This window comes from Lelliottia sp. RWM.1, assembly GCF_016859735.1.
Lineage (GTDB): Bacteria > Pseudomonadota > Gammaproteobacteria > Enterobacterales > Enterobacteriaceae > Enterobacter.
Map to the genome: position 1 here is coordinate 26,657 of NZ_WLVC01000019.1, position 16,277 is coordinate 42,933.

16 protein-coding genes are annotated in these 16,277 nt (G+C 53.5%); 5 read left to right on the forward strand and 11 right to left on the reverse strand.

The genetic code is table 11. The features are described from left to right. Positions 1–20 precede the first annotated feature (20 nt). The 3 genes from GF617_RS14730 to gpmM are packed head-to-tail and all read right to left on the reverse strand — an operon-like array spanning position 21 to position 3,797. Entirely contained in the window at positions 21–956 is a 936-nt protein-coding gene (locus tag GF617_RS14730; RefSeq protein WP_203451985.1) for a divergent polysaccharide deacetylase family protein, read from the reverse strand. 3 nt (positions 957–959) lie between these two features. Next, positions 960–2,219 carry a murein hydrolase activator EnvC gene (gene envC / locus GF617_RS14735; RefSeq protein ID WP_309228262.1) on the reverse strand — a complete coding sequence of 420 codons (1,260 nt, stop codon included), beginning with the start codon at positions 2,217–2,219 and terminating at the stop codon, positions 960–962. A 33-nt stretch (positions 2,220–2,252) separates the two neighbouring features. Continuing rightward, entirely contained in the window at positions 2,253–3,797 is a 1,545-nt protein-coding gene (gpmM, locus tag GF617_RS14740; protein WP_181621722.1) for a 2,3-bisphosphoglycerate-independent phosphoglycerate mutase, read from the reverse strand. A gap of 248 nt (positions 3,798–4,045) precedes the next feature. Between gpmM and GF617_RS14745 the strand changes: the two genes are divergently transcribed. From GF617_RS14745 to cysE, 5 genes are all read left to right on the forward strand, one after another. Next, positions 4,046–4,477 (forward strand): rhodanese-like domain-containing protein, encoded by a 432-nt coding sequence (locus GF617_RS14745; protein WP_181621723.1) that lies wholly within the window; start codon positions 4,046–4,048, stop codon positions 4,475–4,477. Positions 4,478–4,488: 11 nt separating this feature from the next. Then, on the forward strand, positions 4,489–4,737 hold the full coding sequence (gene grxC, locus GF617_RS14750) for a glutaredoxin 3 (RefSeq protein ID WP_181621724.1): 249 nt from the start codon (positions 4,489–4,491) through the stop codon (positions 4,735–4,737). Between the two features lie 33 nt (positions 4,738–4,770). Then, positions 4,771–5,238: a protein-export chaperone SecB gene (gene secB / locus GF617_RS14755; protein ID WP_181621725.1), complete on the forward strand. Its 468-nt coding sequence runs from the start codon at positions 4,771–4,773 to the stop codon at positions 5,236–5,238. Beyond that, on the forward strand, positions 5,238–6,266 hold the full coding sequence (gpsA, locus tag GF617_RS14760) for an NAD(P)H-dependent glycerol-3-phosphate dehydrogenase (protein ID WP_181621726.1): 1,029 nt from the start codon (positions 5,238–5,240) through the stop codon (positions 6,264–6,266). The genes secB and gpsA overlap by 1 nt, the downstream gene beginning before the upstream one ends. A gap of 121 nt (positions 6,267–6,387) precedes the next feature. Continuing rightward, the gene (gene cysE, locus GF617_RS14765) at positions 6,388–7,209 is read left to right on the forward strand and encodes a serine O-acetyltransferase (protein ID WP_059180464.1); all 822 of its coding nucleotides are present in this window, start codon (positions 6,388–6,390) and stop codon (positions 7,207–7,209) included. Here cysE and trmL read toward each other — a convergent pair. The 8 genes from trmL to GF617_RS14805 all read right to left on the reverse strand — a co-directional run bounded on the left by trmL (position 7,206) and on the right by GF617_RS14805 (position 15,828). Beyond that, on the reverse strand, positions 7,206–7,679 hold the full coding sequence (gene trmL / locus GF617_RS14770) for a tRNA (uridine(34)/cytosine(34)/5-carboxymethylaminomethyluridine(34)-2'-O)-methyltransferase TrmL (protein WP_181621727.1): 474 nt from the start codon (positions 7,677–7,679) through the stop codon (positions 7,206–7,208). The genes cysE and trmL overlap by 4 nt on opposite strands. Before the next feature lie 80 nt (positions 7,680–7,759). Continuing rightward, complete coding sequence (gene lldD, locus GF617_RS14775; RefSeq protein WP_181621728.1) at positions 7,760–8,947, reverse strand: FMN-dependent L-lactate dehydrogenase LldD; 1,188 nt, start codon at positions 8,945–8,947, stop codon at positions 7,760–7,762. Further along, the gene (gene lldR / locus GF617_RS14780; RefSeq protein WP_181621729.1) at positions 8,944–9,717 is read right to left on the reverse strand and encodes a transcriptional regulator LldR; all 774 of its coding nucleotides are present in this window, start codon (positions 9,715–9,717) and stop codon (positions 8,944–8,946) included. The genes lldD and lldR overlap by 4 nt, the downstream gene beginning before the upstream one ends. Continuing rightward, complete coding sequence (lldP, locus tag GF617_RS14785) at positions 9,714–11,369, reverse strand: L-lactate permease (protein ID WP_181621730.1); 1,656 nt, start codon at positions 11,367–11,369, stop codon at positions 9,714–9,716. The genes lldR and lldP overlap by 4 nt, the downstream gene beginning before the upstream one ends. A 282-nt stretch (positions 11,370–11,651) precedes the next feature. Continuing rightward, positions 11,652–12,014: a YibL family ribosome-associated protein gene (locus GF617_RS14790; protein WP_181621731.1), complete on the reverse strand. Its 363-nt coding sequence runs from the start codon at positions 12,012–12,014 to the stop codon at positions 11,652–11,654. A gap of 58 nt (positions 12,015–12,072) precedes the next feature. Continuing rightward, complete coding sequence (mtlR, locus tag GF617_RS14795; RefSeq protein WP_181621732.1) at positions 12,073–12,663, reverse strand: mannitol operon repressor MtlR; 591 nt, start codon at positions 12,661–12,663, stop codon at positions 12,073–12,075. Then, the gene (gene mtlD / locus GF617_RS14800) at positions 12,660–13,808 is read right to left on the reverse strand and encodes a mannitol-1-phosphate 5-dehydrogenase (protein ID WP_203451987.1); all 1,149 of its coding nucleotides are present in this window, start codon (positions 13,806–13,808) and stop codon (positions 12,660–12,662) included. Before mtlD ends, mtlR begins: the two co-directional genes overlap by 4 nt. 109 nt (positions 13,809–13,917) lie before the next feature. Then, positions 13,918–15,828: a PTS mannitol transporter subunit IICBA gene (locus tag GF617_RS14805; RefSeq protein ID WP_181621734.1), complete on the reverse strand. Its 1,911-nt coding sequence runs from the start codon at positions 15,826–15,828 to the stop codon at positions 13,918–13,920. Positions 15,829–16,277: the final 449 nt, after the last annotated feature.

A 16,277-nucleotide genomic window follows, 5' to 3' on the forward strand; every position in this document is an offset into this window, starting at 1 on the left:
TGCCAGGTGGCTTTTTAGTATCAGGATTTGTTACCCCAGCCCTGCCACTGTTGCTGAACGTATTTCACCAGCGTGCTTTCGCTGATGCTCTCCCCAATCACAGAGAAGAAATGCGTTGCGTAAACAGGTTCAAGCGGTTTTTTCGGTTTGCAGAGTTTTACGCCACGGAACGGATTGCGTGGCTGAGAAACGGGCTGTGTGGTGTTCAGGTTTGGCGTCGAGGTATCAACTTGTGGTTCGTTCAGCAGGTCACCAGGACGCACGAGAGTGATATCGCCAGGCAATGTCGGCAACATTTGTTGCAGGACGCGAACGGTTGTCGGATGCGGATGGCCGATGGCAATTGCGGAGCCATTGCGACGAGCCAGCTGTACCGCGCGATTAAACTGCACGCGGATATCCGCTTCGTTTTGCGTATCATCCAGGAACACCTTGCGCTTAATCACCTTCACGCCTGTTCCCTGAGCCGCCCGCATGGCCTGACTATTGCCGATGGTCATACTGTCGAGGAAATAGAGATTGTAACGTTCCAGCGCCTGCATCACCTTCAGCATACCCGGCAAACTGGATGTCATCGCGCTGCCCATATGGTTGTTCAGCCCAACGGCATACGGCACTTTGTTGTAAGCATCGTGGATAATTCGAGCGATCTCATCACTGCTCATGTCCGGGCGCAGAGTGTCTTTTTCCAGCGGTTGCTTGCTGAGCGGGGCCATTGGGAGATGAATTAACACCTGATGCCCGCTGTTGTGGGCTTTGGTGGCCATCTCGCGCGCATGGGGAGCATTAGGGAGCACAGCAACAGAGATAGCGGAAGGCATTGCCAGAACCTGATTTTCGGTTTGTGGCCGATAACCGAAGTCATCAATCACAATGGCGAGTTTGCCTGCGAATGCCGGTGCTGCCAGCACCAGTGCGCTGGTGACGGAGAGAACAATTCGACGAAATTGAAGCAAAACTTATCTTCCCAACCACGGCTGTGGATTGACCGCCTGACCCTGGCGACGAATTTCGAAATAGAGTGACGGGCGGCCCTGACCGCCACTGCTGCCCACAAGGGCGATAGGTTGGCCTGCGCGCACTTGTGTGCCTACGCTGACCAGGGCGCTTTGATTGTAGCCGTAAAGACTCATATCGCCTTTACCGTGTTCGACCACCACGACAAGCCCGTAGCCCTGAAGCCAGTCGGCAAGGATCACGCGGCCATCGGCAATGGCTTTCACTTCGCTACCTTCGGATGCGCCGATAACAATCCCTTTCCAGCGTAGCTCGCCCTGGAGTTGTTCGCCATAGCGATGCAGGATCGAACCACGGACGGGCCAGAATGCCTGACCTCGTGGAGAGCCCAGACCTCCGGTACGCGACATCAGCGAGCGTTCACTGTCGGTTGGTTTGTAGGTAGTGCCTTTGCGGGAGGCTTCTTGCTGGCGATCGCGCACGGCCTGCGCATCGCGGGCCTCTTTCTCGGCGCGGGCTTTCGCTGCCGCTTCCGCACGCGCAATGCTGCTGCGCAGTTTGGATTCGTTGGCGCGCATCTCGCTCAACTGGCTCTGGCTTTCCTGGATAGAGGACTCCAGGCCGGCGAGTGTTTTCTTACGCTCGTTACGTGCCTGTTCAAGCCTGGCTTGCTGCGCCTGTTGATCGTAGAGCAGTGTTTGCTGCTGGCTCTGCTTCTCTTCCAGCTCGGCTTTTTGCGTGGTGACTTCTTCGCGCGTTTGCTTTAGCTGCGCAATAGTCTCCTGACGCGCCTGGTTCAGATAACCAAAATAGGCTTGTAAACGCTGGCCGCGTTGACTTTCCTCGCCGCTCAGTATGAGCTGAATACCCGTATGTTCACCCTGACGGAATGCCGCATCAAGCTGTGCAGCCAGGTTGCGTTCCTGTGCGTCCCGCTGGCGCTCCAGTTTTGCAATCGAAGCATTCATCTCATTGATTTGCTTATTTAACTGGGCCAGGGTGTTCTGGGTTTCACGCAGTTTGCGTGTGGCGACGGAAATGGCTTCTTCCTGCTGCTGGAGTTGGGCAAGCAGTGAGGCGCGTTGCTGTTGCTGCTGACGTACCGCACGCTCTTTGGCGGCGATATCATCCTGAATAGATTTTAGCTGGTCGCGATCGTCCGCGTGGGCGGATGTCGCGCACAGCAATACGCCAGCGCTGAGTACGCTGGCGTAAAGCAGGGGCCTGACTGATAACCGTAACGGCTTCACGACCCATGTGATTGAAAAAATCGCCTTTCCCCTCATGGGGAGCGATTATTCCACGATGAACAGCGGCTTGCCAGTCATCTCTTGCGGGATTTCCATACCCATCAGCGTCAACATGGTTGGCGCGATGTCAGAAAGTTTGCCGCCTTCCACTGCTTTCAGGGCTTTATCACCCACGTAGATCAGCGGAACTGGCAAGTTGGTGTGTGCCGTGTGTGCCTGACCGGTTGCCGGGTCGCGCATCTGTTCTGCGTTACCATGATCGGCAGTAATCAACAGCTGACCACCTGCGTTTTCAACCGCTTTGACGACTTGTTCAACACAGTGATCCAGCGCTTCAACGGCTTTCACTGCCGCTTCCATCACACCGGTGTGGCCAACCATGTCACCATTTGGATAGTTACAGATGATGGTGTCGTACTTACCGCTTTCGATAGCCTCAACCAGTTTTTCAGTCAGTTCGGCGGAGCTCATTTCTGGCTGTAAATCGTAGGTAGCCACTTTTGGTGAGTTGATCAGAATACGGTCTTCGCCTTTGAACGGTTCTTCAACGCCACCGTTAAAGAAGAAGGTGACGTGAGCATATTTCTCGGTTTCGGAGATACGCAACTGAGTTTTATCGTTCTTCGCCATCCACTCACCGAGGGTGTTCGCCAGCGATGCAGGTGGGTAAGCGCAAGGGGCTTTGATGTCGGCAGCGTATTCCGTGAGTTGAATGAAGTCGAGCTTAACCACTTTTTTACGAGCGAAGCCGTCGAAATCGGTGTTCACGAATGCACGAGTGATTTCGCGCGCACGGTCAGCACGGAAGTTCATGAAAATCAGCGCATCGCCGTCTTCCATTGCTGCATCCGCCTGGCCTTTCGCACGGATCACGGTTGCTTTCACAAACTCGTCGTTCTCATCGCGCGCGTAAGCAGCTTCCAGGCCTTCAACGGCGGTAGCGAACTGGAACTCACCTTTTGCCTGAGTCATCAGGTCATAAGCTTGTTCAACGCGATCCCAGCGATTGTCACGATCCATTGCGTAGTAACGGCCAATGATGGATGCCACACGGCCTTTGCCTAGCGCGGCAAACTTGTCTTCGAAGGCTTGTAATGAGGACTTCGCGCTACGTGGTGGCGTATCACGGCCATCCAGGAAAGCGTGCAGGTAGATTTTTTCAGCACCGCGTTCAGCGGCCAGCTCAACCATTGCCATGATGTGCTCTTCATGGCTGTGAACGCCGCCTGCGGAGAGCAGGCCCATGATATGAACCGCTTTGCCAGCGGCTACCGCTTTATCTACAGCACCGCTCAGCACGGGGTTCGTGAAGAAAGTACGTTCTTTGATTTCAACGTCCAGACGGGTCAGATCCTGATACACAATACGACCCGCGCCCAGGTTTACGTGACCCACTTCGGAGTTACCCATCTGGCGATCAGGCAGGCCCACTTCCAGGCCAGACGCGTCAATCAGGGTATGCGGACGTTTTGCCCACAGTGCATCCATGACAGGGGTTTTGGCGTTGAAAATGGCGTTATCCTGGCTGTCTTCACGATAGCCATAACCATCCAGAATCACCAGTACCATAGGTTTTTTAGAAACCGACATTGCGACAACCTCATGCTCAAGAGACAAAAAATTTGCGTAATTTTACTACAGCTGAATCGATCAAATAGCCGCAGAAGATCAAAGAATGCGTAGGGGCAAGGTTCTTCTCCGGTCATTTTGAGGCTTTTTTTTCGTGGCATGCCGCAGAAAATGGATTAGCTTATTGTCGCTGGCTGTATTTGCCACAACGCACAGGTATACTCCTGTCCTGGTTTTTTTAATCACTTAGTCGGGAGTTGTTACCCCCCATGCAAGAAATTATGCAATTTGTTAGCCGCCATCCGGTGCTGAGCATCGCGTGGATTGGTCTGCTGGTCGCTGTGCTTTTCATGACCTTTAAAGGCCTGACGTCTAAAGTTAAGGTTATTACTCGTGGTGAAGCAACGCGTCTTATCAACAAAGAAGACGCCGTGGTTGTCGACCTGCGTCAGCGTGACGATTTCCGTAAAGGCCACATTGCAGGTTCTGTTAACTTGCTGCCTGCTGAAATCAAAGCAAATAATGTTGGTGAGCTGGAAAAACATAAAGCTCAGCCCATTATTGTTGTTGACGGTACTGGCATGCAGGCTCAGGAATCTGCCAGCGCGCTGAATAAAGCAGGTTTCGAAAACGTTTCTGTACTGAAAGAAGGTATTTCCGGCTGGAGCGGGGAAAATCTTCCGTTGGTTCGCGGTAAATAAGGAGTTCAGTCATGGCCCATATTGAGATCTACACCAAAGCAACCTGTCCGTTTTGCCACCGTGCAAAAGCGCTGTTGAACAGCAAAGGCGCAACGTTCCAGGAACTGCCTATTGATGGTGACGCGACAAAACGCGAAGAGATGATTCAACGTAGTGGTCGTACGACGGTTCCGCAGATTTTTATTGATGCGCAGCACATTGGCGGCTGTGATGACTTGTATGCGCTTGATGCGCGTGGTGGACTTGATCCCCTGCTGTAAGAGCGTTTTAGGACAATTAAAAAGGGTTTTTCCATGTCAGAACAAAACAACACAGAAATGACTTTCCAGATTCAGCGCATCTACACCAAAGATGTCTCTTTTGAAGCACCAAATGCACCGCACGTTTTCCAGAAAGATTGGCAGCCAGAGGTTAAACTTGATCTTGATACCGCATCTACCCAATTGGCGGATGATGTGTATGAAGTCGTACTGCGTGTAACCGTCACCGCTTCCCTGGGTGAAGAAACTGCGTTCCTGTGTGAAGTTCAGCAGGGTGGTATCTTCTCAGTTGGCGGTATTGAAGGTAATCAACTGGCGCACTGCCTGGGTGCATACTGCCCGAACATCCTGTTCCCGTATGCTCGCGAATGCATCACCAGCCTGGTTTCTCGCGGTACGTTCCCGCAACTGAACCTTGCGCCAGTAAACTTCGATGCGCTGTTCATGAACTATCTGCAGCAGCAGTCTGGCGAAGGTGCTGAACAACATCAGGATGCCTGATGAGCACAGTTAATGCGTCAATGACTGTGATCGGTGCCGGCTCATACGGCACCGCTCTTGCCATCACTCTGGCAAGAAATGGTCACGAAGTGGTCCTGTGGGGCCACGATCCCAAACATATCGCAACGTTGCAGCACGATCGCTGCAACGTTGCGTTTCTCCCTGATGTGCCTTTCCCTGATTCACTGCATCTCGAAAGCGATCTCGCGGCTGCTCTGGCCGCCAGCCGTAACATTCTGATCGTGGTTCCGAGCCATGTGTTTGGTGAAGTTCTGCGTCAGATTAAGCCGCTGATGCGGCCGGATGCACGTATTGTCTGGGCTACGAAAGGGCTGGAAGCTGAAACCGGGCGTCTGCTGCAGGATGTTGCTCGAGAAGCACTGGGCGACGTTATCCCGCTGGCGGTGATTTCCGGGCCAACATTTGCTAAAGAGCTGGCAGCAGGCTTGCCTACGGCTATCTCACTGGCTTCTACCGATCAGACTTTCTCCGACGATCTCCAGCATCTACTGCACTGCGGTAAAAGTTTCCGTGTCTACAGTAACCCCGATTTTATCGGTGTGCAGCTGGGCGGTGCGGTGAAAAACGTTATCGCGATTGGTGCGGGGATGTCTGACGGTATTGGCTTTGGTGCAAACGCGCGAACAGCTCTCATCACCCGCGGGTTAACCGAAATGTCGCGTCTCGGCGCGGCGCTTGGTGCTGATCCTGCCACCTTCATGGGGATGGCGGGTTTAGGCGATCTGGTTCTGACCTGTACTGACAACCAGTCTCGTAACCGCCGTTTTGGCATGATGCTTGGACAGGGCATGGATGTGAAAGGCGCGCAGGAGAAGATTGGTCAGGTGGTGGAAGGCTACCGCAATACCAAAGAAGTACGGGAATTGGCGCACCGTTTTGGTGTCGAAATGCCAATAACCGAGGAAATTTATCAGGTATTGTATTGCGGAAAAAATGCGCGCGAGGCAGCATTGACCTTATTAGGTCGTGCGCGCAAGGACGAGCGTAGCAATATCTCCCCGCAATAATTCGCGCAGCCAACGTACATGCTGCCTGAAGTAAGGTGGAGATAGTCGCAGGGAACCGTTGTCACCCAACGATACGGCCAGCAAAGACTGGCCGATCGTTCTATTACGTCTGGAGTAAGCAATGCCGTGTGAAGAACTGGATATCGTCTGGAACAATATAAAAGCCGAAGCCCGGGCTTTGGCTGACTGTGAGCCTATGCTTGCCAGTTTCTACCACGCGACGCTACTCAAGCACGAAAATCTCGGCAGCGCCCTGAGCTATATGCTTGCCAACAAGCTGGCCTCTTCGATTATGCCTGCTATCGCCATTCGTGAAGTGGTGGAAGAGGCCTATGCCGCTGATCCAGAAATGATCGCCTCTGCCGCCTGTGACATTCAGGCTGTGCGCACGCGTGACCCGGCGGTGGATAAATACTCTACGCCGCTGCTGTACTTGAAAGGCTTCCACGCCTTACAGGCATACCGTATCGGTCACTGGCTGTGGAATGAAGGTCGCCGTGCGCTGGCTATCTTCCTGCAAAACCAGGTGTCCGTTACCTTCCAGGTCGATATTCACCCGGCCGCGAAAATTGGGCGGGGCATTATGCTCGACCACGCCACCGGGATTGTGGTGGGTGAAACAGCGGTGATCGAAGATGACGTTTCAATCCTCCAGTCCGTAACGCTTGGCGGTACGGGCAAAACCAGTGGCGATCGTCATCCGAAAATTCGTGAAGGGGTGATGATTGGCGCGGGGGCAAAGATCCTCGGCAATATCGAAGTCGGCCGCGGAGCGAAAATTGGCGCGGGTTCTGTGGTACTGCAACCAGTTCCGCCGCACACCACGGCTGCTGGCGTACCGGCACGTATTGTCGGTAAGCCAGAGAGCGATAAGCCTGCGATGGATATGGATCAGCACTTCAACGGCATTCACCATACGTTCGAGTATGGTGACGGCATCTAGCTTCTCAGTATGGCGCCAGGATATCCCAGCTGGCGCCAGGCTTCATACACCACCACCGACACCGCATTAGACAGGTTCATGCTACGGCTGTCTGGCATCATCGGAATTCGAATTTTTTGTTCTGCTGGCAGGGCATCCAGAATGGTTGCTGGCAGACCACGGGTTTCCGGGCCAAACATCAGATAATCCCCTTCCTGGTAGCTCACCGCACTGTGAGCCGGAGTGCCTTTGGTCGTCAGGGCAAATATGCGCTGTGGGTTTTCGGCGGCCATAAACGCAGCATAATCGTGGTGGCGAACCACTGCCGTAAATTCGTGATAATCCAGCCCTGCACGGCGCAGACGCTTGTCATCCCACGTAAAGCCCATCGGCTCAATAATATGCAGACGAAAACCGGTGTTAGCGCACAGGCGAATGATATTTCCGGTATTGGGTGGAATTTCTGGTTCGAATAAGACGATGTTAAGCATACTGCCCCCTTAATTGCGGGGCAGAATAACATCCCCTCTCCCCTTTGGGGAGAGGGTTAAAGGGCCGGATCGCACAACGCTTAAGCCGCATTCCCCTGCGACAGTGGGGCCAGAGCTTTCTGGCGTTTCCCCAGTTCTTGCACCAGCGAATCCTGGCTGATTTCGCTAATCGACTTCGCGCCAGTCAGGGTCATCGCCACTTTCATCTCTTTCTCTATGAGGTTCAGCAGGTTTGCCACACCCGCCTGGCCGTGGGTCGCCAGGGCATACAGATACGCACGTCCCAGCAGCACGCTATCCGCCCCCAGGGCAATCATGCGCACTACGTCCAGCCCGTTGCGAATACCGCTGTCGGCCAGGATGGCGATATCGCCTTTCACCGCATCGGCAATGGCTGGCAGCGCGCGGGCAGAAGAGAGTACGCCATCCAACTGACGTCCTCCGTGGTTAGAGACCACAATCCCGTCCGCGCCAAAGCGGACAGCATCGCGGGCATCTTCTGGGTCAAGGATCCCTTTGATCACCATCGGGCCATCCCAGAATTCACGGATCCACTCGAGGTCTTTCCAGGAGATGGACGGATCGAAGTTATTCGCCAGCCAGCCAATGTAATCCTCGAGCCCGGTTGGTTTACCGAGATAGGCGGAGATATTTCCCAGATCGTGTGGACGACCATTCAAACCCACATCCCACGCCCATTGTGGATGGGTAACAGCTTGCCAGTAACGGCGAATAGCGGCATTCGGGCCGCTCATACCGGAGTGAGCATCGCGATAGCGCGCGCCAGGTGTTGGCATATCAACGGTAAAGACCAGCGTTGAGCACCCTGCGGCTTTAGCACGCTCCAGCGCATTACGCATAAAACCACGATCGCGCAAAACGTACAGCTGGAACCACATTGGACGTTTGATGGTGGGCGCGACTTCTTCAATCGGGCAGACCGAGACCGTCGAGAGGGTAAACGGAATACCTTTCGCATCCGCCGCTGCTGCTGCCTGTACTTCCCCCCGACGGGCATACATGCCGCACAGACCAACAGGGGCGAGGGCAACAGGCATAGAGAGCGTTTCGTTGAACAGCTTCGTCTCAAGGCTCAGGTCAGACATATTCTTCAACACGCGCTGGCGCAGGGCCACTTCCGACAGGTCTTCCACGTTACGACGCAGTGTGTGCTCGGCATAGGCCCCGCCATCGATGTAGTGAAACAGGAATGGCGGCAAAATGCGCTGCGCTGCTGCGCGATAGTCACTGGCTGCAGAAATAATCATGCTTTGTTCTCCCTGGAAATATCATGATCGCCAGGCAGACGGGTAATGCGCGCCTGTCGGGCCTGATCTTCATCAAATCGTTTAATGGTGGTATGGACGAAACCCAGGTGCGCCATCATCGCTTTGCGTGCGGCCTCGGCATCACCTGTCAGAATGGCGTTGAGCACCGCTTCGTGCTGCTCGGTCAATTGAGCAAAGACCGGCGGGACCAGATACATACGCTGACGACTCTGCTTCACGGAAGATTGCAGCAGGTCAAAGAAGCCGCGCATTGTCTGGAGCAGGACGATGTTGTGCGATGCCTCGGCAATCGCCAGATGAAAACGCACGTCGGCCTGTGAGGCGATATCCGGATCGCTGCTTTGTGTCGCATCAAAACAGGTTTTGAGCTTCTCTTTATCAGCATCGGTTGCCCGCATGGCCGCATGCCAGGCGGTGCTGGCTTCGATGGCATGACGCGCTTCGAGAATGTCGAAGCTGTAGTCCGGGTCGTTTTCCATCAACGTTTTGAGCGGTTGAACGATATTTTGTTCGGACCAGTCGTCATGCTGCCAGCGCACAAACGTGCCGCCGCCTCGGCGGCTGAGCAGCACCCCTTCGTTTACCAGTGTCGCCAGCGCTTCACGCAGTGAGTTACGCGATACGCCAAGCTGGGCGGCAAGTTGACGTTCAGCGGGCAACTTCATGCCCGCCTCCAGCTGTTGTTCTTCAATCAGCGCCCGCACGCGAGAGGCTATCTCGTCGGACAGGCGTCTGGGCATCACTATCATGGAATCATCCAGGTTAAGACATAGGCCTGTAGCGTGGTGATCACGCCCACCATGCAGGTGAATATCAGGCTGTGTTTGACGGTAAAGCGGAACAGGTCAGACTCTTTGCCCACCAGTCCAACGGCAGCACAGGCAATGGCAATGGACTGCGGAGAGATCATCTTGCCGGTCACGCCACCCGTGGTGTTTGCTGCAACAAGGAGCACATCTGAAACGCCAATCTGCTGTGCGGCGGTCGCCTGCAATGCAGCAAACAGGGCGTTGGATGATGTATCAGAACCGGTCAGGAACACCCCCAGCCAGCCAAGGAACGGTGAGAAGAAGGTGAATGCGTGGCTGGTATGGGCGAGAGCCAGCGCCAGCGTCGATGACAGGCCTGAATAGTTCGAGATAAATGCGAACGCCAGTACCATCCCAATGGAGTAAATCGGTAACGCCAGCTCTTTAATGGTGCTGAAAAAGGTTTGTACCGCAGCCGCAGGCTTCATGCGTAGCCAGATGACAGACAGGATAGCGGCAAACAGAATGGCTGTACCCGTGGCAGAGAACCAGTCGAATTTGTATACCGCAGCATATGGCGTCGCGGCGTGAACCACTGGCGGCATGCGAGCAACCATTTTGTCGAGGAACGGCACGGAGATGTTGATCACCATGTCGTACAGCGCGCCGCCAGGAGCAAACAGCGCTTTAAACGGTGGCACGCTCCACAGCGTCACGGTGGCGGTCAGAAACAGGAACGGCGACCATGCGCGAAGCACCTGGCCCGCGGTATAGCCTGTGCGCGCCAGCGTTTGATCAACCTGTGACGCGCCCATATCAGCAAAACGGAAAATGCGCACTGGCTGCCAGCGTTTGAGGAACAGGGTCAGACAGACCAGTGAAACCAGGGAAGAGATGATGTCCGGCAATTCAGGGCCGAGGAAGTTTGAGCTCAGATACTGGGCAATGGCAAACGATCCGCCCGCAACCATGACGGCAGGCCAGGTCTCTTTCACGCCACGCCAGCCATCCATAATCGCCATGATCCAGAACAGCACAATAATGGTCAGGAAGGGCAACTGACGTCCTACCATCTGGCCGATCTCAAAGCTGTCCAGCCCGGTCACCTGTCCGGCAACCAGAATCGGAATGCCCATTGCACCAAACGCCACAGGTGCGGTGTTAACGATAAGACACAGACCCGCGGCATAAAGCGGGTTAAAGCCCAGTCCCACCAGCAGTGCGGCGGTGATCGCCACAGGCGCCCCGAAACCTGCCGCCCCTTCAAGGAAGGCGCCGAAGGAGAAGCCGACAATCAGCATCTGTAAACGCTGGTCCGGTGTGATGGAGAGAATCGACGAGCGGATGATGTCGAACTGCCCGGTCTTGACCGATATTTTATAGACAAATACCGCCGCAATAATGATCCAGGCGATGGGCCACAGACCGTAGAAGAAGCCATATACAACAGAGGCCAGCGCGTGATCTACGGGCATTTTGTAGAAGAGCAGGGCAACCGCCAGCGCAATGGCGACGGTATAGGTGGCGGCAAGATACCCCTTCAGTTTGAGCTTAATCAGCGCAAAGAAGAAGAACAGGATCGGTAGCGATGCGATCAGACTAGACAACCAGATATTCCCGGCCGGATCGTAGTTTTGTTGCCAGAGGCTCATGCAGGTCTCCTGAGTACCACACGTTCTGCTTCGCGGGTGAGTCTCCGCTCATCTCTGCGTCACACAGTGCGTAAAAGTGGTACTACCAATATTGTGATGTAGGGTGAATGACAATGAATGGTTAATCAGATGTTATGAATGAGCAATGGTTTTGTGAGCGAAAATTATGGAAATGTGAAGCCGAGGACAGTTGTCTGGGGAATTGGTTGGGCCAATTTTGCGTGGGAAGAGGAGGAGGCTGTGCGGTTTTCGCCCTCTCCTGGCAGGAGAGGGCTGGGGAAATCAGAATGCTGTCTTACTAAACCCGGTCATCTCTTTCAGGCCCATTTCACGGCCAAGTTCGGTCATCGGGTGTACTACCACCAGGCCGCGCACGCTTTTTTTCAGCTTGCCCATATCGGCCTGCTCTTTTTTGGTGATTGCGCGACGGTGTGGCATGTTCATCAGTTTTTGCGCTTCTTTGCTCAGCTTCTGGTTCTTCACGTCGCGCAGGCGTTCGATTTCAGTTTCCAGCGTAGCGGTCTCTTTTTCCAGCTCGGCATACTTCTCGGCGGAATCGACCAGGGAGAGGCTTGCCATCTGGTGACGGATCAGATCCAGACGATCGCTCAGGCGTTTAATTTCGTTCTTTTCGACTTCTTTCATGACAAATGACTCTAAATCGGGGGAATTTACAGGAAAGGATACACCAATGTGTGCAGGCTTACTTCTGAAACGCTTTTTTTAAGCTGATTCGGGAAATCAGCTCAGTCAGGGAAAGGACCATTGTAGAACGAACAACTTGCTGATAACGCAGCTTTTGCATCGCATACAGCTCAGGGTCGCTGTTATCAAAATGGGGAGCGGAAGGAAGTGCACTTACGCAGTGCAACTCACCGAATGGCCCCAGAATCTCATCATCGGTAAAGGTGTATTCATTACCATCATGATTCAACTCTTCGCGCAGCGCCATCAGCAACTCAGCATCTTCATACTCCGGCCTGCTGAGCACGCCAAGACCATAAATCAGCTTCAGGCGAACCGATAAATCGCCCAGCGGTCCATCTCCGTCCAGTAACGGTTCTACAGCATATTTTACCGCGTAGTCGTCTTTGCGAAACACCTGAAGAACCAGAATATTCACCGCCTCAGTTAACAACTCGACGGCGGCGATCAGGAAACTTCGTACGGTTTTGCCAGCATTCAGACGCTCAAGCACACGATTTTCAAAGGCCTGGGTTTGTTCCATTATTGGCTGCATATCTGACAATCTGTAATTTAGGCGCAGGGTTTCCTGCGCCGCATTCTGCATCATTTGGTTGCGTTGTATGCGTTAACCGCCTCCGCCACCACATCACTGTTGGCATCCAGACCAGAAATCTGCGCCAGCGCGGCCTGAGGGCCTTTATCATCAATAAGCTGAGCCAGCTCAATCGCCTGCGGATCTTGCTCGCTGCGGTAGTGCATCGCAGCAGAAATCCCTTTTACCAGGTTGGCATGCGGTAAGCCATACTCCAGCGTACCCAGCAGCGGCTTAATCAGGCGATCGCCCGCGCTCAGTTTACGCAGAGGCTGACGGCCAACGCGTTCAACATCATCTTTCAGATACGGGTTTTCAAAACGACCGAGGATTTTCTGGATGTATGCTGCATGTTTTTCAGCATCGAAATCGTAGCGTTTGATCAGCACTGCGCCACTTTCATCCATTGCCCCTTTTACCACAGCGCGAATTTTCTCATCGAGAATCGCGTCACGGATGGTCTGATGACCGGCCAATTTTCCGAGGTACGCGGTTATAGCATGCCCGGTGTTCAGCGTGAAGAGTTTACGTTCGACAAATGCCATCAGGTTATCAGTTAATTCCATACCTGGAATAACAGGCAGCGCGCCTTTGAACTGAGTTTTGTCGACAATCCACTCGCTGAAGGTTTCAACGGTGACTTCCAGCGGGTCATGGGTCGCAGACTCCGACGGCGGAACAATACGGTCGACAGCGGAATCGACAAAGCCAACGTGGGCTTCAACCCAGGCTTTATCTTCATCGGCAACGGCCGCCATAACGTGACCTTTCAATTGGGTCGTGCCGCGTACCATATTTTCACAGGCAATAATGTTCAGCGGGGTGTCGATACCTTGCGCTTTACGTTTTGCCAGACCTTTCGCCACAGCAGGGGCAATACGTTCCAAAACCACGGGACCCACGGCGGTTGTCACCAAATCAACATGGGCAATCAGGTCGATAACGTCGTCGCCAATGCTACTCACAGCGTTAACGCCAGATACCGTTTCAATCTGTTCGTTTTCTCCCACCACGTGGACCTGATAGCTATGACGGGCATTCAGGGCGTCGAGCACCACCTGGTTCACATCGGCGAATGTCAGCGTAATTCCCGCGTCTGCCAGCAGTTTGCCGATAAAACCACGACCGATATTACCTGCGCCAAAATGTAATGCTTTCATAGTATTAACCTTCATCAATGTTTTTACCCGAGAGGGCTGGGGTGAGGAACCGCATGCATTTCCCCTCACCCTAGCCCTCTCCCCAAAGGGGAGAGGGAGGAGAACAAGATTACTTGTTCAGCAGAGCCAGTACTTCTTCCACGCTGGTGGTGCTGGCCAGACGTTCGATGACGGATTCATCATCAAGCGCGTTGGTCAGGCTGGTAATCACCTGAATATGCTCGTTGTTGCGAGCAGCGATACCAATCACCAGACGGGCGATGTCGTCTTCTTCTTCACCGAAGCGAACCCCCTGTGGGTACTGACAGAACACAACACCTGTTTTCAGTACGCGATCTTTTGCTTCAACCGTACCGTGTGGAACCGCGATGGATTCACCCAGGTAAGTCGGGGTCAGTTTTTCACGTTCAAGCATGGCCTCAACGTATTCCGGCTGAACGTAACCGCCTTTCACCAGTTGCTCACCGGCAAAGCGAATGGCCTCTTCTTTGTGGGTCGCGGTACGACCGAGGAAGATGTTCTCCGCGCCCAGTTTGAACAAGTGGCTGTTGTTCGCATCGAAGCTGTCTTTCAGGCTGTCACGGACTTTAACTTCGTTATCTTCATGGCGCTGGGCGGCAACCAGACGTTCAGTCAGGCTCGCGTACAGACCGCTATCGAGGAAGTTGGTCAGCGAAATATGCTGCGCCTGTGGAACCTGACGCATGGCGCGTTCGGTCAGATCGCGGTGCGTGATAACCAGGTCGACATCTGGTGGCAGGCTGTTGATTGCGCTGTTGGTCACGGAGATGTTGGTCAGGCCCGCATCCTGGACTTTCTTGCGCAGTACACCCGCACCCATTGCGCTGGACCCCATACCGGCATCACAGGCAACGATGATTTTACGCACATGGCTCAGATCGTTAGAAACATCGCCTGCAGCCAGTGGGGTTGCAGCACCTTTGGATTCCGCTTTCATATCCTGCATACGGCGTGTAGCGGCTTCGATATCGTCTTCTTCTTTTACCTTGCTGGTTTTCAGCAGGATAGAAGAGACCACGAAGGAGACGGCCATTGCTGCACAGATTGCTGCGATGTTAGCGAAGTAAGCACCTTTCGGCGTCATCGCCAGTACCGCCAGGATGGAACCTGGAGATGCCGGAGAAACCAGACCACCACCCAGCACGCTCAGGGTGAACACACCGGTCATACCACCGAGGATAACGGCCAGGATCAGACGTGGGTTCATCAGTACGTATGGGAAGTAAATTTCGTGGATACCGCCCAGGAAGTGGATGATAGCCGCACCGCCAGCAGACTGCTTCGCACTACCACGACCAAAGAACATGTACGCCAGCAGAACACCCATACCCGGGCCTGGGTTGGCTTCAATCAGGAAGAAGATAGACTTCCCGAGGTCATGAGATTGCTGGATACCCAGCGGTGAGAAGATACCGTGGTTGATCGCGTTGTTGAGGAACAGGATTTTTGCGGGTTCAACAAAGATTGACGCCAGCGGCAGCATGTCGTGCGCAACCATGAAGTTAACGCCTGCTGCCAGAATTTTGGACAGCACTTCAACTGCAGGGCCAATACCGAGGAATGCCAGAATCGCCAGGATCATACCGATGATGCCAGCGGAGAAGTTGTTCACCAGCATTTCGAAGCCGGATTTGATCTTGCCATCAACCCAAACGTCGAATTTCTTGATGGCCCAGCCACCCAGAGGGCCCGCAATCATCGCGCCAAGGAACATCGGCATATCAGCACCGACGATCACACCCATCGTGGTGATCGCACCCACGACGCCACCACGGTCACCACCGACCAGACGACCACCGGTAAAACCGATGAGCAGCGGCAGCAGATAAGTAATCATTGGGCCAACAAGTTTCGCCAGCGTTTCGTTCGGCAACCATCCTGTTGGAATAAATAACGCGGTGATAATACCCCACGCGATAAACGCGCCGATATTTGGCATCACCATGTTGCTGAGGAAACGACCAAAGCTTTGTACTTTGATCTTGAAATCGGATGACATAAAACACCCCTTCTTCTGTTTACGCTTAGGCTTGCGGCCCGAGGTTTATTGTTAATGCGCGGCGGCAGAGGTAGCCGAGCCCTGTTCTGATGCTGTGAAATCTGGCACTGAATCGTTCAACTGTCCAGACAGTGAAAAATTGTGTGATCCGAGTCACGTAAATGTAGGGGGTGTGGTATTTAATGAAGTGATCTTCATCACAAAAATTGAGTGTAAAAAAAATACAACGGATAGAAATGAACCATTATGGCATCTGTTTTGTGATTAAAATCACACAATCACTTTGCTGAATTGTTTGTAAATTGTGATTTGATTCACAAAAAATATTCAAGCAGATCTTTCTGGCTGTGATCAAAGGCTAACTCTGTTTACGGTTCGATGACGGGATGTAAGTGAGCAACATTTAGGGCTAAAAATAGCTCGTCAAAATGTGGTATGGAAAAAAGCAA